At 39.1% G+C, this 21,891-nt stretch carries 21 protein-coding genes; 1 reads left to right on the forward strand and 20 read right to left on the reverse strand.

Annotation, left to right across the window (positions count from 1 at the left end; translation table 11 throughout):
- Positions 1 to 167: 167 nt before the first annotated feature.
- The 4 genes from MKY08_RS13300 to MKY08_RS13315 form a co-directional block, all read right to left on the reverse strand.
- The gene (locus MKY08_RS13300) at positions 168 to 1,151 is read right to left on the reverse strand and encodes an alpha-ketoacid dehydrogenase subunit beta (protein WP_024361156.1); all 984 of its coding nucleotides are present in this window, start codon (positions 1,149 to 1,151) and stop codon (positions 168 to 170) included.
- Positions 1,151 to 2,167 (reverse strand): thiamine pyrophosphate-dependent dehydrogenase E1 component subunit alpha, encoded by a 1,017-nt coding sequence (locus MKY08_RS13305; protein WP_069513100.1) that lies wholly within the window; start codon positions 2,165 to 2,167, stop codon positions 1,151 to 1,153. Before MKY08_RS13305 ends, MKY08_RS13300 begins: the two co-directional genes overlap by 1 nt.
- A gap of 125 nt (positions 2,168 to 2,292) precedes the next feature.
- Positions 2,293 to 3,720 carry a dihydrolipoyl dehydrogenase gene (gene lpdA / locus MKY08_RS13310; protein WP_069513099.1) on the reverse strand — a complete coding sequence of 476 codons (1,428 nt, stop codon included), beginning with the start codon at positions 3,718 to 3,720 and terminating at the stop codon, positions 2,293 to 2,295.
- Positions 3,721 to 3,959: 239 nt separating this feature from the next.
- Positions 3,960 to 5,054, reverse strand: coding sequence for a Glu/Leu/Phe/Val dehydrogenase (locus MKY08_RS13315; RefSeq protein ID WP_069513098.1), 1,095 nt, complete (start codon positions 5,052 to 5,054; stop codon positions 3,960 to 3,962).
- 309 nt (positions 5,055 to 5,363) lie between these two features.
- Between MKY08_RS13315 and MKY08_RS13320 the strand changes: the two genes are divergently transcribed.
- The gene (locus MKY08_RS13320; RefSeq protein ID WP_010859733.1) at positions 5,364 to 5,600 is read left to right on the forward strand and encodes a DUF2627 family protein; all 237 of its coding nucleotides are present in this window, start codon (positions 5,364 to 5,366) and stop codon (positions 5,598 to 5,600) included.
- A 53-nt stretch (positions 5,601 to 5,653) separates the two neighbouring features.
- On the opposite strand, the gene MKY08_RS13325 is transcribed toward MKY08_RS13320, so the two are convergent.
- The 16 genes from MKY08_RS13325 to nusB form a co-directional block, all read right to left on the reverse strand.
- Positions 5,654 to 6,382 carry a glycerophosphodiester phosphodiesterase gene (locus tag MKY08_RS13325; protein ID WP_069513097.1) on the reverse strand — a complete coding sequence of 243 codons (729 nt, stop codon included), beginning with the start codon at positions 6,380 to 6,382 and terminating at the stop codon, positions 5,654 to 5,656.
- Positions 6,375 to 7,946, reverse strand: coding sequence for a FapA family protein (locus MKY08_RS13330; RefSeq protein ID WP_069513096.1), 1,572 nt, complete (start codon positions 7,944 to 7,946; stop codon positions 6,375 to 6,377). The genes MKY08_RS13325 and MKY08_RS13330 overlap by 8 nt, the downstream gene beginning before the upstream one ends.
- Positions 7,947 to 8,367: 421 nt before the next feature.
- A complete protein-coding gene (locus MKY08_RS13335; RefSeq protein ID WP_069513095.1) occupies positions 8,368 to 8,568 on the reverse strand; it encodes a hypothetical protein in 201 nt (66 codons plus the stop codon).
- An 82-nt stretch (positions 8,569 to 8,650) separates the two neighbouring features.
- A complete protein-coding gene (locus tag MKY08_RS13340) occupies positions 8,651 to 9,028 on the reverse strand; it encodes a PH domain-containing protein (RefSeq protein ID WP_069513094.1) in 378 nt (125 codons plus the stop codon).
- A 148-nt stretch (positions 9,029 to 9,176) separates the two neighbouring features.
- Entirely contained in the window at positions 9,177 to 9,815 is a 639-nt protein-coding gene (locus tag MKY08_RS13345) for an NAD(P)H-binding protein (protein WP_069513093.1), read from the reverse strand.
- A 291-nt stretch (positions 9,816 to 10,106) separates the two neighbouring features.
- Positions 10,107 to 10,898 (reverse strand): sporulation transcription factor Spo0A, encoded by a 792-nt coding sequence (spo0A, locus tag MKY08_RS13350; protein WP_024361169.1) that lies wholly within the window; start codon positions 10,896 to 10,898, stop codon positions 10,107 to 10,109.
- A 355-nt stretch (positions 10,899 to 11,253) separates the two neighbouring features.
- Positions 11,254 to 12,201: a SpoIVB peptidase S55 domain-containing protein gene (locus MKY08_RS13355; RefSeq protein WP_024361170.1), complete on the reverse strand. Its 948-nt coding sequence runs from the start codon at positions 12,199 to 12,201 to the stop codon at positions 11,254 to 11,256.
- 127 nt (positions 12,202 to 12,328) lie between these two features.
- On the reverse strand, positions 12,329 to 14,020 hold the full coding sequence (gene recN, locus MKY08_RS13360; RefSeq protein ID WP_069513092.1) for a DNA repair protein RecN: 1,692 nt from the start codon (positions 14,018 to 14,020) through the stop codon (positions 12,329 to 12,331).
- Between the two features lie 113 nt (positions 14,021 to 14,133).
- Positions 14,134 to 14,583 (reverse strand): transcriptional regulator ArgR, encoded by a 450-nt coding sequence (gene argR / locus MKY08_RS13365; protein WP_024361172.1) that lies wholly within the window; start codon positions 14,581 to 14,583, stop codon positions 14,134 to 14,136.
- Positions 14,584 to 14,684: 101 nt separating this feature from the next.
- Positions 14,685 to 15,503 carry a TlyA family RNA methyltransferase gene (locus MKY08_RS13370; protein WP_069513091.1) on the reverse strand — a complete coding sequence of 273 codons (819 nt, stop codon included), beginning with the start codon at positions 15,501 to 15,503 and terminating at the stop codon, positions 14,685 to 14,687.
- On the reverse strand, positions 15,503 to 17,404 hold the full coding sequence (dxs, locus tag MKY08_RS13375; protein WP_024361174.1) for a 1-deoxy-D-xylulose-5-phosphate synthase: 1,902 nt from the start codon (positions 17,402 to 17,404) through the stop codon (positions 15,503 to 15,505). Before dxs ends, MKY08_RS13370 begins: the two co-directional genes overlap by 1 nt.
- A 164-nt stretch (positions 17,405 to 17,568) precedes the next feature.
- Complete coding sequence (locus tag MKY08_RS13380; RefSeq protein ID WP_069513090.1) at positions 17,569 to 18,450, reverse strand: polyprenyl synthetase family protein; 882 nt, start codon at positions 18,448 to 18,450, stop codon at positions 17,569 to 17,571.
- A gap of 5 nt (positions 18,451 to 18,455) precedes the next feature.
- A complete protein-coding gene (gene xseB, locus MKY08_RS13385; protein WP_024361176.1) occupies positions 18,456 to 18,689 on the reverse strand; it encodes an exodeoxyribonuclease VII small subunit in 234 nt (77 codons plus the stop codon).
- A gap of 2 nt (positions 18,690 to 18,691) precedes the next feature.
- Positions 18,692 to 20,044, reverse strand: a complete 1,353-nt coding sequence (xseA, locus tag MKY08_RS13390; protein ID WP_069513089.1) for an exodeoxyribonuclease VII large subunit — start codon at positions 20,042 to 20,044, stop codon at positions 18,692 to 18,694.
- Between the two features lie 323 nt (positions 20,045 to 20,367).
- Positions 20,368 to 21,228 carry a bifunctional methylenetetrahydrofolate dehydrogenase/methenyltetrahydrofolate cyclohydrolase FolD gene (gene folD, locus MKY08_RS13395; RefSeq protein WP_069513088.1) on the reverse strand — a complete coding sequence of 287 codons (861 nt, stop codon included), beginning with the start codon at positions 21,226 to 21,228 and terminating at the stop codon, positions 20,368 to 20,370.
- 34 nt (positions 21,229 to 21,262) lie between these two features.
- The gene (gene nusB / locus MKY08_RS13400; RefSeq protein ID WP_069513087.1) at positions 21,263 to 21,643 is read right to left on the reverse strand and encodes a transcription antitermination factor NusB; all 381 of its coding nucleotides are present in this window, start codon (positions 21,641 to 21,643) and stop codon (positions 21,263 to 21,265) included.
- Between the last annotated feature and the right edge of the window lie 248 nt (positions 21,644 to 21,891).

Here is a 21,891-nt window from a genome sequence, read left to right on the forward strand (position 1 = left end):
CAATTACGCCTCCATCTAGTCAACCCGAATTTTGAATTGTCCATTTACAGCATGCCATTGCAAAATTCGAGACAACTAGTTGAGAAGCTTCAACTTATATTTCGCAAGCCTTTGAGCCTACTCAAAAGAGACTACTAATTAGATATGCATCTCCTGATAGGAGATTTTTAGAATGCAGCTAAATCTCTCAATGCCCGCTCTACTTTTTCAGGATTTATCATGAAAAACTTTTCCATCGTAGGCGCATATGGCATTGCAGGTACATCTGGTCCAGCTAAACGTTGAATAGGCGCATCAAGGTCAAATAAGCAATGTTCTGCGATAATGGCAGCGACCTCACTTATAATACTGCCTTCCTTGTTATCTTCTGTCACAAGCAATACTTTTCCTGTTTTACTTGCCGCTTCAATAATGGCTTCTTTATCTAACGGATACACTGTACGTAAATCTAAAATATGGACAGAGATGCCATCTGCCGCTAAACGCTCGGCTGCCTGTAAAGCGAAATGAACGGCTAGACCATACGTAATGACCGTAACGTCTTCCCCTTCTCGCTTCACATCTGCCTTGCCGATTGGTAATGTATAATCGTCTAATGGGACTTCCCCTTTGATTAGGCGATACGCACGCTTATGTTCAAAGAATAATACCGGATCTTCATCACGAATTGCTGCCTTTAACAAGCCTTTCGCATCATACGGAGTGGAAGGAATAACAATTTTCAAACCGGGTGTTCCAGCAAAAAGTGCTTCTACCGATTGTGAATGGTAAAGCGCTCCGTGAATCCCACCACCAAAAGGAGCACGGACTACAATCGGACAAGTCCAGTCATTATTGGAGCGATAACGGATTTTCGCAGCTTCCGATACAATTTGGTTCACAGCAGGCATAATAAAGTCTGCAAACTGCATTTCAGCAATTGGGCGCATGCCGTACATTGCCGCACCAATACCGACTCCTGCAATGGCACTTTCCGCAAGCGGTGTATCTAACACACGATACTCCCCAAACTGCTCATAAAGACCAGTCGTTGCTTTGAAAACGCCGCCTTTGCGACCAACGTCCTCTCCTAAAATGAAAACTCGTTCATCTCGTTCCATTTCTTCCTTCATCGCTAATGTAATCGCATCAATATAAGACATTACTGCCATTACACGTCACCTCCGTCCACTGGTGCATATACGTACTTCAAGGCTTCCTCTGGTTTAGCATAAGGAGCTGCTTCTGCATAGTCCGTCGCTTCATTTACTTCGGCCATCACACGCTCTTCTATTTCAGTACGAAGAGATTCCGTCATAATGCCAGCATCTTGTAAATACTTCTCAAACAATACAATCGGATCCTTTGCTTTCCCTTCCGCGATATCTTCAGCTGTACGGTATTGACGATCATCATCATCCGAAGAGTGTGCAGTTAAACGGAATGTCACCGTTTCTATTAAACTTGGCCCTTCACCGCTACGAGCGCGTTCTGCCGCCTCTCTGACAACCTTATAAACTTGCAATGGACATTTGCCGTCTACTGTTACGCCTGGCATGCCATAGCCAATACCACGATCGGATACTTTTGCACAACCTAACTGACGTTCCACTGGTACTGAAATAGCATATTGATTGTTTTCTACCATTATAATGACTGGTAGTTTATGCACACCGGCAAAATTTGCCCCTTCATGGAAATCACCTTGGTTGGAAGAACCTTCTCCTAACGTAACAAAGGCGATGAAATCCTCCTTTTGCAAGCGTCCCGCAAGCGCCACACCAACAGCATGCGGAACTTGTGTTGTTACTGGTGAAGAACCAGTCAAAATGCGGTTTTTCTTTTGCCCAAAATGTCCAGGCATTTGGCGGCCGCCAGAGTTTGGATCTTCAGCCTTTGCAAATGCTGATAACATCAGCTCTTTTGGCGTCATACCAAAATGTAAGACTACGCCCATATCTCGATAATACGGTGCAATATAATCTTTATTTTTATCTAGCGCAAATGCTGCTCCCACTTGTGCAGCCTCCTGTCCCTGACAAGAAATTACAAATGGAATTTTACCTGAACGGTTTAATAACCACATGCGCTCATCTAATCTTCTTGCCATTAACATCGTTTCGAACATAGCAAGGACATCTTCATTTGTTAACCCTAAATCTTCATGTTTCAGTTGAACGTCTTGCATATGAACACCCCTTTCGCATTAGAAAACGTGCTAAAGTGCCTGTTTTTTTGCACAAGCTCCTTTAGTATCTCAATTTATGTCGGTCTTTTTATCAGTTGCAACTCGGCGTAATGTCTGTAGACGCATTAAAAATGAATAGCTCGCTTATCGACAGCTAAAGCTGATTCCACTAATACTTCATTTAATGATGGATGTGGATGGATTGCTTGACTAATTTCCCAAGGAGTTGCATCTAATAATTTCGCTAATGAAGCTTCTCCTATTAAATCTGTTACATGCGGCCCTACCATATGAATACCCAAAATATCGTCCGTTTTTTCATCGGCTATTATTTTAACAAAACCATCTGATTCTCCATTAACAAGCGCCTTACCTATTGCTTTAAAAGGAAATTTACCAATTTTTAATACATGCCCATTTTCGCGAGCAGCACTTTCCGTCAAACCGATACTAGCCACTTCTGGGAAGGAATAGACACATTTTGGTACTTGCAAAACATTTAACGGCGCTACTTTTCCTGTCGCAATGTGTTCAATAGCGGACAAACCTTCATGTGAGGCAACATGCGCCAATTGTAAACCACCGATCACATCTCCAATGGCATACATATGTGATTCCTTTGTTTGATAAGAATCGCGTACTTGAATAAAGCCGTTGTCGATTTCAATATCGGTATTTTCTAAACCAATGCCATGTATGTTTGCTTCACGTCCAACACAAAGCAATAATTTCTGTGCTTCAAATCGCTCCTCATTATCCTGAAGCTTCGCCGAAATGTAAACGTTATCATTTTCTATTTTAAAGCTATCTGTATTTAACCGAGCATTCGTCACAATGCGCACACCACGATTTTCAAGCTGCTTTGTCACTTCTTTTACAATATCCGCATCCTCGGCTGGTAAAATCGTAGGACCGTATTCAATTACAGTTACAGCTACTCCAAAATCACAAAGCATAGATGCCCACTCGATGCCGATTACACCACCACCAACAATCAATAATGAAGTCGGTAATGCTTCCATTTGCAATGCATGGTCTGAATTCATGACGTACTTCCCATCAACCGTTAATCCTGCCATTCCTCGTGGCTTCGATCCTGTTGCAATCACAACATTGGTTGGAACAAGCATTTCATTTTCCTCGCCATTGCGCATCTCTACTGATATAGTACCTGGCATTGGTGAGAAAATAGATGGGCCTAAAATTCGACCTGTTCCTTCATAGACATCAATTTTGCCTTTTTTCATCAGTGTATTCACACCTTGGCTTAATTGCTCTACTATTGCTTGTTTGCGCGCTTGCACCTTATTGAATTGCAAGGTAACGCCTGTAATCTCTACACCAAATTCACTGGCAGTTTTATTGGCCATACGATATACTTCAGCACTTCGAAGTAATGCTTTACTCGGAATACAGCCTTTATGTAGACAAGTACCACCAAGTCGTTCACGTTCCACAATAGCTGTTTTTAAGCCTAATTGTGCCGCACGAATAGCTGCGACGTAGCCACCTGTCCCTCCCCCTAAAATAACAACATCATAATTTTGAGCCATATGTTATTCCTCCTTATGAGAAAAGTGCTAAAGCCTCTCTCTCCTAACTGGCGTCATAGTGCAATCCATCGAGGAAAAGCGCTGTATCGCCACAGGTAACAATCTCTATCTGAAAGACATTGCAACGAAAGGTGTACGTCATTTATTGTAATGACGAATCTATTAGCCTAGACATTTATTTACTACTATTTAAACAGAAGAAGTCGACAATGCGACTTCTCTTTAGCGAATAGACGTTGTTAACGACCGTTCAAAATATTCTTTTCATTTTTTAAGAACTGACTACGCGATTTCGCTACGCGAGCAATACGTTCTTCCGCCAAACGATTTGCCGCAACATATGTTGGAATACTATCACGTTTGGAAATTTCAAAGATCTTTTCAATACTATCGTAAATACCATCTACACGTTTCATCGCGCGTTCACGATTATAGCCATATAATTCGTCTGCGACGTTGATTACACCACCTGCATTAATAACATAGTCAGGTGCATAAACAATGCCTAGCTCGTGTAAATAATCTCCATGTCGTGAATCTTGTAGTTGGTTATTAGCAGAACCCGCGATTACTTTTGCTTTTAATTGCGGAATCGTTTCGTCATTTAAAATAGCGCCAAGTGCACACGGTGAGAAAATATCGACTTCTTGTGAATAGATTTCATCAGGTGCAACCGCTGTAGCGCCAAAATCATTGACAACACGATCAATAGCCGCTTGGTTAATATCTGTTACTACAAGTTTTGCACCTTCATTATGTAAATACTCGCAAAGCTTGTAAGCAACGTTTCCTAGCCCTTGTACCGATATAGTACGCCCTTCTAGCATATCCGAACCAAATGCTTCTTTCGCCGCTGCTTTCATGCCACGATAAACGCCATAAGCAGTTACTGGTGAAGGATTACCCGAAGAACCAAACGCTGGTGAAATACCAGTAACATAATTTGTTTCCTCGTGGATTAAATCCATATCTGTTACGGTTGTACCAACATCCTCAGCTGTAATATAGCGACCGTTTAGCCCTTGAATGAAACGACCTAAAGCACGGAACATTTCTTCGTTTTTATCTTTAAATGGGTCCCCAATAATGACCGTTTTTCCACCGCCAAGGTTTAAACCAGCAGCTGCATTTTTATATGTCATCCCACGTGCTAATCGTAATGCATCCTCAATCGCATTTTCTTCTGTCGCGTAGGTCCACATACGAGCACCACCTAATGCTGGCCCAAGTGTTGTGTCATGGATAGCGATAATCGCTTTTAACCCAGATGCTTTGTCTTGGCAAAATACCAATTGTTCATAATCATACTTTTCCATATACTTGAAGATTTCCATGAAAACTCGCCCCTTTGCTTTGGAAAGTGCAACCCCTAATGCCCATCCCAATCAAATTTTAAAAAAATGATAAAACTGTTTTGCAATGGATAATATCGCTCCATTTAATTTTACAATACTGACAAATTCACAATTTCGCAACTATTATTACACTTTTCCTACTAAGTAAGAATTTTCTAAAAATTCAGTTACGATTGCTAGATTTTGAGCTTCTTCCTGCGCTTTTACGAGACGCCTTAGATTCATAGGCTTTCTTGACATTCCATTATCCACAGGTACAATTAAAGTTAGGTATGAGGAGGGACATGTATGGCTCGTTTTGCTGCGTTTATTGTCATGCTAATTCCAGGTCTAATGGCCGCAGGTGGCATTAAATTTATGCGTGATACATTATTCGGTAAGCTCATTTCACCTTTCCCATTTTTATGGCTGCAATTTGTTGTTGGCATCATTTTCTTTGTTGTCGGCTTTGGCTTTTTCGCAGGCTTTTTATTACACCGCGATCGAAAAAAAGGAAAAGTGGCTCCGCGCTTCCAAAAAAAATAAAAATAGCTATCCAAATAGGCCACAGAACTTTGTGACTTACTGGATAGCTATTTTTATTGACGTAGCTGTACATGGATAACTTTATCCGGAAAATCGGTAATCCACCCTACTACGGATGTATGTGGATTCGTCAAAAACTTTTCACTGCCATCAATCGCATAAAAGCGACATGTCTTAGCACTAGCTACACATGCCTCTAAATAGCGGGGTTTATAATACTTTTTATGCATATGAACACAATCAATTGCCTTATAATCACTCAGCAAATCCCATTTTAATTTTTTTGTGGCGATTAGCGCTGTTTCATACTGTGGCGCATGACGTTTCACAACCTCTAACAGCTCATAATGAAACGATGAAAAATGGCTACCTGCTGGTAATTTAAGCCCTTGAAGCAGTTGAACGAGCGCATCTTGATTGTCAAGAATGGTCGATTTTAATTCAATATTCAGTGGGAGTTGGTAATTATTTGCCCATGCTAAAACCGCTTCAAATGTCGGAATTCTATACGATGAAAAAAACCTTCTCCACGGCTTCCCTAATTTAAAGCTCTGCAATTCCGCTATCGTGCATTCATTCACTAGCTTATTACTGCCTACTAATCTTGATAATTGCGGATCATGGTAAACAACGGGTATCCCTTCTTTTGATAGCTGAATATCTAACTCAATCCCATTGGCACCTAGCTCTAATGCTTTTTCAAACGCTTTGAAACTATTTTCTAGCGCATAAGCAGACGCCCCGCGGTGCGCAAACACAGGGATGAATGATTCATTATACATTCAGCTCACCAAACTCCAGTAAAAATTTTCCGTTCGTCATTTTATTTAACAACGAGGACTTTTTGCCAATTTGAATATACGTACCAGGATAGGCTTCCTTTGTAACAATGATTTCTTCTTTTCCAGCATGACGCATCTCATCCATCATTAACTTAATTTCACGATCTAGCGTCACCGCTTCTGCTTTTAACTTTGATAAGCTTTGCTTTGTTTCTTCAAAGGCAGCAATTTGCTGCGTAGACATTTGCTTAAGCAGAGGTAGTAAACTTGTAATCTTCGCTTCACGCGCTGAAATATCGGATTGCAATTGCTTTAACTGCGTTGCTTTATCTTGCATCATTGCATAACTTTCCTGTTTATTGACACTTTCAATGATTAAATCCGTTCTCCGCTCTAAACGGTTTCCCGAAATGGCTGTAACAATTGTATTTTTTGCAACAGCACGCCCACCAATGATTTTCCCTCTGCGCTCATCGACAAAAATGGAATGGGCAGTAAGTTGTGACCCAAGTGAATAAAAACCGATATGAATACTATCATCTGCGACTAAAATAGCTTCATTGACATGCTTCACAAAAATATTGCCACCGGCTTCAACGAGTGTTGAACCCAAACCAAAAATACCGCCTCGAATGTATACATCACCTTCGATTGATTTAATTAGCTTTGCGCCGCTTACACCTTCCGCACCTTCAATGGAAATATCTCCGGTTGCAATAACAGTATAGCCAGTTGTAACGGTTCCCTTAATGCTTAAAGAGCCATTAAACTCTAAATTCCCCGTCTCAACGCCTACATCTCCATGAATCGGTAGATGGCGATTTACACCAATCGCACCTTTAACATCATCTAAGACACCCGCTATTTTCGAACGAATGACGATTTTACCATCTTCTTCTACTTCATACGCGGATTTTTTGTCATATCGAATAGGAAAATCACGACCAGGTGCTGCCGCAATCATTTCACCGAGTACATTTTGACCAGGCTTGCCCATCGTTGCAGGAATTTTTTCCCCGAGCCAAGAGCCTTCTGAAATTTCTGAAATAAAATTCATGTCGTAGTAATCGGCTTTCCCATCTTCACGAATGACAGGTTTTCTTTCAGGTTTAGGTAAATATGTAATTTGTGCATCTGTACCTGCCACAGGTGACGTTCCTTGCGCAATTAAAAACGCTTTGCCAGGTTCAACCTTTGAAATATCAAAGTCTAAAATGCCATAAATAATGCCTTGGTCCGCTAACGTTTCCAAAATTTGTTCCGTTAATTTTTCCTTATTCTTTTGAATATAATCAGCTGTTTCATATATAAATATAGAGGCAGACATTTTATCTCGAGCAATTTCAGCTTCAACATTTGGAAGCCAGCGTCCAATCTCAACAGGACTTGTGCTTTCTGTTGCTAGTACAGTTTTTAATATAGAAAAATTAGATAACCTTAGTCGTGGATGACTACGTAAGACGCCATCAAATTCTTTTAATGGAAACCCAGCGCTGTATGTAAGCATAAATACCTTTCCGTTTTCTTCCGATATTTCGAAGTTATCATTTCGAACTAGAATCACGCTACCTCCTCCTTCCCTCTATATGTAAGTATATACAATCTATTTACATTTGTTTAGAGACAATTGTCACTACTCATAAAGAAAATACCCCTACTTTATCAGTAAGCTCTGTAGACAGTGCAAACCTTTTTCCTCTAAAAAATAGACGATATATACTATAAAAAAGCATGTTTTCCTTCGTTGCAAAAGTGGAAATGTTATTATTGCATAAAAACCCAGTAAATTTTTAGGTTATTTTTAAGAACGCTTTGAAAAAGAAATGGCTATATTCACATAAATCCTTATTTTAGTTTTTTTGTATTAGGTCTTGTCTACTAAAAACATTCTTAAAGTAGAACATTACTGCATAAAGTACCGTTTTAACTTACTATTTATTTGTATGCTTACTTAAGCATCAAGCATAAAGACTCTGGGCTTTTAGTCATTTATTATCTGTAAATAAGTCACTGCTTAATCTATCTTGAAATGCTTCAATTCTGCTATCCGTGCATAATTGTTCACGCGTTAAATAGAAAATACTTATGCTTCCATTAACGCTCAGTCGCATCTCATATAACTGATCGTTGATTTGTGTTATTTCTAATGAGTTATGATGGTCAAGTTGAAAATTAACGCTTTTCATTTATAATCCCCCCGTCCCTATTATAGCCATAAAGGCAAAAAAACGATTAACAGCTCTAAACCTGTTAACCGCCCTTAGAATACTAACCTAGTACATATTCTGCTAAAACACTTTGCACTTTATAAATGTTAGTAGATTTATTAAAATTTTTCTGTATCGGCAATTGGCTACCTGAAACCCAAATTTTTAGCTCTGCATCCAAATCAAATGTACCCGCCGTTTCCACTGAAAAATGTAGAATATTTTTGTAAGGAATTGAATGATATTCGGTTTTCTTACCCGTTACCCCTTGTTTATCGATTAAAATTAACCGCTTATTCGTAAAAATAAACGTATCTCTAATAATTTTATAGGCATTTTGAATGGTCTCATTCGGTATTAATATCTCTTTCATCTCTTCTTGCAATTTATCTAGATTGACTTCGCTTGCATTGCCCATTATTCCATCAAATAACCCCATGTTTATTTCCCTCCAATTTTTCAAGCTTTATATAGTATATATTACATTTTGTAACAATAATACCATTCTTATTTTATTAATGATAGGAGACAATCCATCATTAGTTTGCCACTGTACTTTGCAGTATAAATAAACTGGGAACTTTTAATTAATTTGCAATAAACGGTGCTTTATGTACATAGTTTATATTGTCGATTTGATGAATGATAAAAGTCGCAATATCTTGATTTGTTATTTTTGTGCCAGGCATATCTGTTAAATGTTCTTTCAAATTTCCTCTTTCTGCGCCATCCACTATAAACGGTAGTCTAACTAACGTCCATTGTATGTGTGGATGATCGTTAAGAATATGCCATTCTTTCTTCTTGTCTACCATCATATTAGAGTACATTATTTCAAACAACTTTGCCCCCATTTTATTTAACATGCTTTTGTGATCGCCCGTAATAGTTAGAGAGCCACCTGTTACACCAATATAACGATCAATATGTAAATCAGTCATTAATTCGAGTATATTTTTAGTGATACTGCTATACATCGCCTTCTCTTTAATTGGTTGCCCAAAGGTATTTATAACTACTTGGCAATCTTTTAGTAGCTTACGAATATCTTCTACATTTTTTACATTTCCTTTGACGATTTCAACCCTACTGTCCTTGCCTATTACTTTTTCTGGATTTCGAACTAACATGCGGACTTGATATCCTTTCTCTACCGCTTTAGAAGCAATATAACGCCCTACTTTCCCCGTTCCACCAATAAGAGCCACCTTGTAAGCATTAACCATACTATACCCCCAAATCACATGATACTATGTATACGGCCAAACTTCTGTTTAGATTCAATTTCCAACACCATCCATACAATGTTCGCTTGTTCCTTTGCCGCATAATCAAAATTCATCCGTTCTGCTCTCAATATTCAGCAAAAAAAAACACCTCCATAAATGGGATATCCCAAAAATGAATGTGTTTATAGATTATTTGAATAATTTATCAATTAGTAATGCACTAATAGTTAGTTAGTATAAAAATAAAATTCTCTCTAAATAAGTCCTGTAAGCTGTTTTAACTGTTAATTAACTCGCCATCATATCAATGCGAATCTTGTCTGCAATCATGGCGATGAATTCGCTATTTGTCGGCTTCGACTTTAAGTGGTGTACGGTGTAGCCAAACATCGACGAAATGGACTCGTAATTGCCACGATTCCATGCGACTTCAATGGCATGACGAATCGCACGTTCTACACGTGACGGTGTTGTATTGAATTTCTTTGCAATTTCTGGATAAAGAATTTTCGTCACAGACCCTAATAACTCGATATCTTCAAACACCATTTGTATCGCTTCCCGTAAATATGAGTAACCTTTAATATGAGCAGGTACGCCAATTTCTTTAATAATCGCTGTAATGGTGCTATCAAGCTGATGCTGATTTAATTTTTGAGGAGTTGTCGGCTGTAATACACTCGCCTTTTTCGGTATAGAAGCCTTTTGGCCAGCACAATGTAATATTTTTTGGACAAGCTGATCGAATTCAAATGGCTTTAGCATAAAGTACGATGCTCCTAAATCCACTGCCTGTTTCATTACATCTTCTTGACCAAATGCTGTGAGCATAATGACTTGTATCGAAGACATACGATCATTTTGATACATCGCTTCCAATACTGCTAATCCATCTAGGTGAGGCATAATTATATCCAGTAATAAAATATCAGGTGTGTATTCTTCAAGCATTTGAAGACATACTTTCCCATTCGAGGCCGTTGCAATTATTTCAATTTCGGGATGTCCTTGAAAATAATGCTCCATTGTTTTTAATAATTCTCGATTATCATCTGCTATCGCCACTTTTACCTTTGTCATTTCCATTCCTCCTTCTGGACTTTGCTTTGACTATTCAAAGCATAAAACCGTTACCCCTAATGTCTTTTTGACACACTGTGGAATTTTCGACATTTTTGGGTTAAAAACCTTTTCAATTTCCAAAAATGAGTATGTAGTCCGATACTTTCTTTTTTTCTCGACAAGTTACGATACGTAACAGCAAATTGTCGAATACACTTATCACTTATTTTAGTGAAAAAATGCTGATAAAACTACACTTTTTTTTAAGTATCGCTAAAGTGTTCACAAAAACCATGAAATACTTAGGGAAAGAGCTAAAATATCCTATTTTCTCCATGAAAGAACGGAGCTACCAGAAGCAGCTCCATCCAACTCATGAAGATTTTCTTAACATTTCTGCCACTGTAATAGCAGCTCCTTTTTTCGGTTCCTCAACAAACATATGTGTGACAGCGCCAACAAAACGACCATCCTGTATGATGGGACTACCACTCATACCTTGTAAAATGCCACCTGTTTTTTCAATAAGCTTTTCGTCAGAAACGATAAATTCAAGCCGTTCATTTTCAACTTTTGTAATTTCAATGGAAAATGTTTCGACTTTACTTCCTTCAATGGCTGTATAAATTTCAGCCTTCCCCAATTTTATATCTTTTGCATGCATAATTTCGATGGCTTTGGGCAATCTTTGTTGATAGCTATCTTCCCATCGGCCAAAAATTCCATAAACCGTATTTTTATCAATACTCCCTAATCGTTCCTGATGTTTTTCAATGGAGGAAATTTTATAGCCGGGTTGACCAGGTAGGCTTTTACGGATTTGATGAATGGATGCTAAGAAAATGGAGCCTGCGCGGAAGACAGGTGCTTCTTGGAGAGTTGAGTCGACAATCTGGTGGCCTAATGCTCCGTAATTTAATGTCTCTGGATCAATGTATGTCAATGTCCCTACTCCATCTGTTTCATCCTTTAAAAAAGAGATGACATGTTCTGCTTCTTGCTTTTGTAAGTCAACTGTTAATGCTTTTCCTTCACTTTTTATCGTCCATTTTTGTTGCCCATGGCGAGCAATGGCTTGCTTGGCATCAGCAAGTGTTTTTACCGTTGTATCATTTATTTTTTCGATAACGGCGCCTCCTTTCATCCATTGATTGGAAGCTAATAACACATCATGCGCAACAAAGACATGTGATAATTGAAGCTGAATTCCAATTGCTTCACCCATCGGTATTAATTTTTTGGCCGCAAAAGCCTGAATGGGCATAAATAACAAAACGATGAGCATAGGCAAAATGACAAATTGACGCCAACGACGATTCATACGACACCTCCTTTTGATTTTTGTCTTTATACTATGTGTTGTTGTGCGGTTCTTATAAGCGGTAAATATTTGTGCAAAATGAAAAAAACCCAGAAACATTGGACTGCCTCTGGATTTTCTTATTAATTTAGCGCATTTGTTTTTTTCGTTCGTTTGCCATCTTTAACAATTCTGTCGCATGCTGTAAAGTTAAATCGGTAATTTCTGCACCTGACATCATTCGGCTCACTTCTTCAATACGAGCATCTGTATCGATTTCTGCTAAAGAAGTAAATGTCCGATCATGTTCCACCTCTTTTTTAATGAAGTAATGATGGTCAGCCATCGCCGCCACTTGAGGTAAATGCGAAATACACAAAACTTGAGAATTAACAGAAATGGCTGCAATTTTTTCAGCGATTGCTTGCGCTACACGACCACTTACGCCAGTATCCACTTCGTCAAAAATAATGGATGTAACACCATTGGAAGAAGAAAAAATTGTTTTTAACGCTAACATCATACGCGACAATTCCCCACCTGAAGCAATTTTCGGTAAAGATTTCGGTGGTTCCCCGACATTCGTTGAAATATAAAAGATCACTTGGTCTTTACCATTGACATCAAAGTAAGGTAAAGCATCAAAATTTACAATAAATTTTGCTTTTTCCATATGTAATTCACGTAGCTCTGCCATGATAGCCTCGCTTAAATCATTGGCTGCTGCTTTTCGAACATGCGAAAGTTTTTCAGCAAGTTCACTTAATACTACTTCCATTTCAAGTACTTTTCGTTCTTTTAATTGCAATATTTCATCACGATTCAAAAGCTCACTAAGCTCTGTTTTAATCTTTTCATAATAGGCGAGCATTTCTTCAACAGTGGAGCCATATTTGCGCTTTAAGTTTTGGAAAAGTGCCAAGCGTTGCTCCACTTCATTTAATCGCGCGGGATCGAATTCTAACTCATCTAATACATTTTTCACCTGATAGGCGGCATCCTGTAAAGCGTAAAAAGCAGTTGTTACCGACTCAGATGCCTCTTTAAACTGTTCATCGATGACCGCAGCATCATCTAATGCGCCCATCGCTGTTCCGATCCAGTCAAGCCCTTTTGTCTCTCCCTGAATTGCTTCATAGGCAGCACTCGAGCGTTCGAAAATTTTATTAAAATTCATTAGACGACGACGTTCATCTAACAGCTCATCTTCTTCACCAAGCTTTAAATTTGCATCTTCCAATTCTTTCATTTGGAATTGGTACAAATCAATGCGTTGCGCCATTAACTGCTCATCAATAGAAATGGAGGCTAATTCTTTTTTTAATGCCCGATATTCGCTATATTGAATACTGTATTGTTCAAGAATCGGTGATAGTTGCTCTTCTGCAAATTGATCCAATAAATGAATATGTTGTTTTTCATCCATTAGTTCTTGATTTTCATGCTGACCATGTATATCAATTAGACTTGCACCAATATCTCGTAAAACCGATAAAGGTACCAATTTGCCATTTACCCGACAAACACTTTTGCCAGAGTCATTTAAATCGCGGCGTAAAATAATAGAATCTTCTTCTATTTCAATGCCTGCTTCCTCCAATTTCTTATATACAGGATGTGCAGTGCTTGAAATTTGAAACAACCCGCCTAACTCTGCTTTTTTAGCACCATGACGAATAAATTCTGAATTGCCTCTACCACCAGCAAGTAAATGTACCGCATCAATAATAATGGATTTCCCAGCCCCAGTTTCTCCTGTTAGTACAGTTAAACCATCCGAAAAACTAACCGTTAAATCCTCAATGATGGCAAAATTTCGAATACTAAGCTCTCTTAACACAAATTGTCACCTCTGAATTAAATTCAACTGCTATTATATCTCGTGCTATCAGATGCAAAATGACCGCTTTTTTAAAAACAGGCAAGCAACTGTTAACCATTTTCGTTTCCTTCTTATAGCATGTCCAATAAGCGATTTTTTGTATTTTCTCGCTCGGCTTCATCGCGACAAATAATTAAAATAGTATCATCCCCTGAAATCGTACCTAAAATTTCAGGCCAATCTAAATGATCCAGTAATGACGCAATAGCATTCGCATTACCTGGGAGTGCTTTCATTACTAAGAAATGCGATGCTCCGTCAATGCTCACAAAAGCATCCGCTAATGCACGATGTAATTTTTGTACTGGATTGAATCGTTGGTCTGCGGGTAAGCTATATTTATAGCGTCCATCCTGCAAAGGTACTTTTACTAAGTGCAGTTCTTTAATATCACGTGAGACCGTTGCTTGTGTCACATTATAGCCTGCATCCTTTAAAAAATCGACTAAATCATCTTGTGTTTCAATTTCATGATTTGCAATAATATCACGAATCCGTATATGTCTTTGCCCTTTATTCATATTGTTCACCTCTTATAAATAGTTAAATATTTGTATAATTACACTACCATTTTCAGCATAAAAGCACAAGAAAAAACACGGCTCTACTTAATGAGCACGTGTTATTTTAGTGCACTATGCGCTTCTTCAACGAGTGCATTAAAAGCTGTATATGGTGGAATACCTTCATCCCCTACAGGATTCACTAAATGGAATAAAAATTCAATATTCCCCTCACCGCCAGTAATCGGTGAAAAAGAAGCATCCTTCACAACAAAGCCAACTTCCGTTGCCATAGCAGCGGTTTTTTCTAAAACATCAAGATGGACTTTTTTATCACGGACGATACCCTTTTTACCAACATTCTCTTTACCTGCTTCAAACTGTGGTTTAACAAGTGCCATGACATCCCCACCTGGCATTAAAACCGTTTTTAGTACCGGTAAAATCAATGATAGTGAAATAAAGCTCACATCAATTGTAGCAAACTCAGGTAAACCTTCCGTTAAATCTGCCGCTGTTGTATAGCGGAAATTCGTTTTTTCCATAACTGTTACACGTTCATCTGAACGAATTTTCCACGCAAGCTGATTGGAACCAACATCTAAGGCATAACAATGTCGAGCACCATTTTGTAATGCACAATCTGTAAAACCACCTGTAGAGGAGCCGATATCAAGCATCAGCTTCCCTTCTACAGACATATCAAAAATTTGCAAAGCTTTTTCTAGTTTCAAGCCACCACGGCTCACATATTTTAAATCCGAACCTTTTACTTGCAGCGGTGCATCAATTGCAATTTTTTCTCCTGCTTTGTCGATGCGTATTTCATTAGAAAAGACAAGGCCCGCCATAATGGACCGTTTTGCCTTCTCGCGCGTTTCACAAAGCCCACGCTCTACAAGTAAAATGTCTACACGTTCTTTCGGTTGTTTTGTCATTATTTGTTCAAACCTACTTGCTGTTTTTGTTGTAGTAACACTTGCATGCGTGCTACTGTATCTTCTGCTGTCATATGGATTTCCGCTAGCAGTTGGTCTACGTTTCCATGCTCAATAAATTGATCTGGAATACCCATTCGATCAATAATTGCAGTGAAATAACTATGGTCGTGCGCAAATTCTAAGACGCCACTACCAAAGCCCCCCTGTAATACCGCTTCTTCAATCGTTAGCACTGGTTTATTGCTAGTAAATATACGATGCAGCATATCTTCATCCATCGGCTTAATAAAGCGAGCATTCACCACTTCAATTTCTACGCCTTGTTGCGCGAGCATATGCGCTGCTTCCATAGCCATTGGAATAGTTGTTCCGAATGTTAATATCGTCGCATCTTTCCCCTCACGTAGCACTTCCCAACTGCCTATTGGTAAAGCCATAAGCTCCTCATCGAGCGGGACACCAATCCCATTGCCACGTGGATAACGAAGGGCAATCGGTCCGCCGTTATAATCAATGGCTGTTTTCACCATATGTTGACCTTCATTCTCATCCTTTGGCATCATGATCGTCATATTGGGAATATGGCGAAGGAATGCTATATCAAAGACACCTTGGTGTGTTTCACCATCTGCACCAACTAAACCTGCACGGTCAATGCCAATGAAAACGTTTAAATTTGGACGCGCAATATCATGTAGAACTTGGTCATACGCACGCTGTAAAAACGTTGAATAAATCGCTAAAAACGGCTTCATTTTTTGAGTAGCAAGACCTGCAGCCATCGTTGCAGCATGTTGTTCAGCTATACCGACATCAAAAAAGCGTTTAGGAAAGTCTTTTTGAATCCCTTGTAATTTTGAGCCAACAGGCATTGCTGGCGTAATCGTCACAATGCGTTCATCTTCATGTGCAATTTTACGTACGGTTTCAGCGATTAAACTACTCCATGCAGGACCTTTTGTTTCAGATTTAACAAAGGCACCAGTCTCCATTTTATATGGACCTGTCCCATGCCAATTCCCGATTGTATCGTCTTCCGCTGGCTTGTAGCCTTTTCCTTTTTTCGTAATGACATGCACAAGCACTGGGCCTTTTACTTTTTTAGCATAGGATAAAGTCGTTTCAAGCGCCTCAAAGTCGTGACCATCAATGGGTCCTAAATATTTAAAGCCTAATTCCTCAAAGAAGACACCAGAAACGACTAGATATTTCAAACTGTCTTTCAAGCGTTCAGCAGTTGAAGCCAGCTTCCCACCTAAAACCGGAATTTTATTAATTAACGATTCTAATTCTTCTTTGGCTTTTGAATATTCTTTGGCAGTTCGCAAGCGACCTAATACGTTGTGTAATGCCCCAACATTTGGCGCAATGGACATTTCGTTGTCATTTAAGATGACAATCATGTTTGTTTTTGCATGCCCTATATGATTTAATGCCTCAAGCGCCATACCGCCAGTTAAAGCACCGTCCCCAATAATCGGTACGACGAAGTTTTTTTCGTTTTTAATATCACGTGCTGCTGCCATACCCATGGCTGCTGACAACGATGTCGAGCTATGACCCGTTTCCCATTCATCATGTTCACTCTCCACAAGCTTTGGAAAACCACAAAGCCCTTTGAACTGACGCAAAGTGTCAAATTGACTCGCACGACCTGTCAAAATTTTATGCACGTAAGCTTGGTGGCCAACATCCCATAAAAACTTATCTTTTGGACTGTCAAACATTTTATGAAGCATAATTGTCAGCTCCACAACACCCAGGTTCGGTCCGATATGACCACCTGTGACAGAACATTTTTCAATTAAGAAAGTTCGAATTTCTTTTGCAAGTTGTTCAAGCTCTCTCTTATCTAAGTTTTTTAAAAAGGATGGACTAGAAATCTTGTTTAAATCCACCTTTCTCACACACCTTTTCAATAAATTATTCACCGCAATCGTGTTTCCACCATTATAACAGTGTTATCCATATGCTAAAAGTACGAACACTTTATTGTTTGCCACTTGGCAAACGTCCTCACCTATTCTAGCATATTCTTTCCCTCTAACGCCCATTTTTTCTCTTAGTTTTTACGATGAACAATATAGGCCGCAAACTCACGCAGTAAGCTGACATCTACTTGTAAGTTATCCAGTGCTGCAATAGCTAGCTGATAATGGTCAGCAAGTTTTTCTTTGGCTCCAGCTAATGTTAATAATGCAGGATATGTGCTTTTATCGCTCGCTACATCCTTCCCTGCTGTTTTGCCTAATTCCTCTGTTGTGCCTTCAATATCTAAAATGTCGTCTTGGATTTGGAATGCCAGCCCAATATGATGCGCATATTCCTTTAAAGTAGCACGATCTTCTTGAGAAGCATTGGCTAATACTGCACCCGATTCAATACTAAATCGTAAAAGTGCACCTGTTTTATTGACATGTACATGTTCTAGTTCTGTTAGGCTTAGTTGGCGTTGCTCACCTTCCATATCGAGTACTTGACCGCCAACCATCCCTTCAGCACCTGCTGCTACGCTTAGAAGATTGACAAGTTCTATTCGTTGCTCCGCTGAAAGATCCATGCGCGCTAAAATGCCAAACGCTAGCGTATTTAACGCATCGCCTGCAAGTGTTGCAAGGGCATCTCCAAACACTTTATGGTTAGTTGGTTTGCCACGACGGAAATCATCGTTATCCATGCTCGGTAAATCATCGTGAATTAAAGAATACGTATGAATCATTTCAATAACAGCACCGACTGTAAGCCCTGCTTTTAGGTCCTTACCGTAGATTTCTAAAACTGCTAATACAAACAGTGGGCGAATACGTTTGCCTCCTGCCTTTAATGAATATAGCATCGACTCTTTTAAATGAGTTGGTGCGTCAATTTTCTCAACAAGTGCAAACATCTCAGCCTCCACTTGTGGTGTGTTGCTCTGAATAAAATGTTTTAATTGTTCGTTCATTTTAACTAGTTCTCTCCCTTTAGCGGATCAAATACTGTTGTTTCGCCTGTTTCTTGAACAATTGAAATTAACTGTTCCTCGGCATGCTGTAGTTTACTATGGCAAAACTGTGAAAGCTCCATGCCCTGTTTATATAAATCAATAGCATTTTCTAATGGCACATCACCCTGCTCTAATTGGCGGACTATTTCTTCAAGTGCCGTCATTGCTTCTGCGAATGTTTGTTGTTTCTTCGCCATTGCTATTCCTCCTTACTATTTGGCAAGACATTTGTCACTTTGGCAATTACTTTCCCATCGTGGAAGGCCAATGTTAGTTGATCTTGCCGCTTTAAGTCAGTAGACGATTTCAACACTTTGTCATCTTTATAAGCGACTGTGAATCCTCTTGTTAAAATAGCAAGCGGATTTAATGCTTCGAGTGTTCTTACTGATGCCTCAAATTGTTGTTTTTGCTTTGCTACGTAATGTGTTGCAGAACGTGTTAGCTGTTGAATGCGCTGATCTAATTCCCTTTGATGAAAAACGAGCGCTTTTTTTGGTGATTGCTGCTCTACTGCGCTATGCAATTTTTGAAGTTGTGCTTCTTTTTTCATCAAATCTACTTGCATCGCTTTTTGTAAAGTTGTTTCAAGCTGTGCTAATCGTTCGGTAAACGGACGATACAATCTTTCTGGCATCGATAAAGGATAGGACTGTTGTAGCTTATTTAGACGTTGTCGCTCCGTTATAAGTTGCGCCCTCACGATTTGGTGAAGCTGCGATTTTTGAGTCAACACTCGTTGATACAATTCTTGCTGGTCAGGAACTGCCATTTCAGCGGCAGCAGTCGGTGTCGGTGCACGTAAATCTGCTACATAATCGGCAATCGTCGTATCCGTTTCGTGCCCTACTGCGCTAATAATGGGAATCCGACTATCAAAAATAGCACGTGCTACAGCTTCCTCATTAAACGCCCATAAATCTTCAATTGAACCTCCACCCCGCCCTACTAACAAGACGTCACAAACAGCATCTTGATTAGCGCGTTCAATATTGTGTACGATGCTTGGTGCTGCTTGTGCCCCTTGTACAAGGGTTGGATAAATGAAGATTTCAGCAAGCGGATAACGTCGCTTTAAGGTCGTACAAATATCTCGTATCGCGGCACCAGTAGTGGATGTTAAAACACCTATTTTTTCAGGAAACTTTGGAATTGGCTGTTTCCATTCAGGTTTAAAAAGCCCTTCTTTTTGAAGCTGTTCTTTCAGTTGGTTAAAGGCAACAAACAGGCTTCCGATTCCATCTGGTTGCATTTCCTGCACATATAATTGATATGTACCATAACCTTCGTAAACGTTTACATCCCCTCGGATAAATACTTGCATACCCTCTTTTGGCTCGAATGCTAATTTTGTTGCGGCAGTTTTGAACATCGTTGCTGCAATCCGTGCTCCATCATCTTTTAACGTAAAGTAAATATGCCCCGATTGATGCACTTTAACATTCGATAACTCTCCTTTGACATAAACTTCGCGAAGATGTGGATCGGCATCGAATTTTCGTTTAATATATTTCGTTAAAGCTTTTACAGTTAAATAAGAAGCTGATGACATTATTTTCGGCTCCTTTACTAAAATCAAGTTTTTCACAAAACTACACTTATCATAACATTTTTTGGCGCGCATGACGTGTAAAAATACAGTTTCATAAGAAAAAACATCTGTCTTTCATCCTATTTGAAAACAATACTGTAACATCTTTATTCCAATCTTGGCTCAGATAAAAGTGGCTACCATGTGTCCGTTTTAGTGGCGTTTTATTTTAATTATGTGGCGTTTCAACATCATTCTATCCGCACACGAATCACTTGCAAAAAGAGAGCCACCTCAATTGTAATGAGATGGCTCTCTAAGCAAACGAAATTTATTTCAATTAATTACTTGTTATTCGCAAGCTTTGTTTCTGCCGCTTGCACTGTGTTGAAGAGTAACATTGTGATTGTCATCGGGCCGACACCGCCTGGAACTGGTGTAATGTGAGATGCGATACCGTCAACCTCTGCAAAGTTTACGTCGCCGCAAAGCTTGTTGTTTTCATCGCGGTTAATGCCGACATCAATAACAACAGCACCTTCTTTAACATGCTCTTTTGTAATAAAGTTCGCACGCCCCACCGCTGCAATTAAAATATCTGCTTGTTTTGTGAATGAAGGTAAATCTGGTGTTTTTGAATGCGTGTATGTCACCGTCGCATCTTTTTGTAGCAATAGTTGACCCATTGGTTTCCCTACAATATGACTTCTACCTACAATAACTGCATGCTTTCCAGCGATTTCAATTCCTGAATATTCAAGAAGCTTCATCACGCCAAACGGTGTACATGGTAAAAATGTTTCCTGGCCAAGCATCATTTTCCCAACGCTAACTGGCGAGAAGCCATCTACGTCTTTTTCAACAGCGATTGTCGCAATAACTGTGTCCTCATCAATATGTTTAGGCAGTGGTAATTGCACTAAAATCCCGTGAATATCTTCACGATTATTTAATAATTCAATTTGCACTAACAGCTCTTCTTGTGTCGTTTCCTCTGGCAGTTTAATTAACTCTGAAAACATCCCAATTGCTTCACAAGATTTTTGCTTATTTCTCACATATGTAGCTGAAGCTTGGTTGTCCCCAACTAGAACAACCGCTAAGCCTGGAATTAAACCTTGCTCCTTTAAACGAGCTACTCGCTCGGCTACTGAATTACGAATTTCTTGACCAATCTCTTTACCATTAATAATTGCACTTGACATAAACCTTAGTTACTCCTTCCAATTCAACACATTTTTATTGTTCTGTAAATTTAGAAAGTACGCCATTAACAAATTTTGACGATTTATCGTCTCCAAATGTTTTGCATAACTCGATTGCTTCATTAAGTACTACTCTTTTTGGTGTTTCTTGCATGTATAAAAGCTCGTATACAGCTAGTCGTAAAACTGTTCTCTCAATTTTTGGCAGACGGGCAAGTGACCACTTTTCTAGATGCTGCGATAATGCCGCATCAATTTCCTCTAAATGTTCAGCTGTTCCATTTATAATCTTTTCGTAGAAAGCATTTGTCGGTTGACCTTTAATATGTGCTTTTGCTTCTTCGACTGTAAGATCCGTATTGTCTAGCTGAAACAAAACTTGCAACGCTTTTTCACGTGCTTCATGTCGTTTCATGTAAAGCTCTCCTTCTTAAGTGGCATTAAGGTTTATAATAGCATAAATTCGTACGAGAAACACGGATTCAAGCAAGTTTTCAATAATCTGAAACCTTTTTCAAGCAACTTTCTACTTATTTTAACTACTAATTTGTTGAAATGTTAAAAATGTAGTGCTACCTTATTTTTAACTTGGGGACCTTCTTACAATATATAATGGTAAATATTAACAATTCGATTCAATTATATCGAGCCATTTCTTTGATG

Source organism: Lysinibacillus sp. FSL M8-0337 (assembly GCF_038593855.1).
GTDB classification, from domain to species: Bacteria; Bacillota; Bacilli; order Bacillales_A; family Planococcaceae; genus Lysinibacillus; species Lysinibacillus sphaericus_D.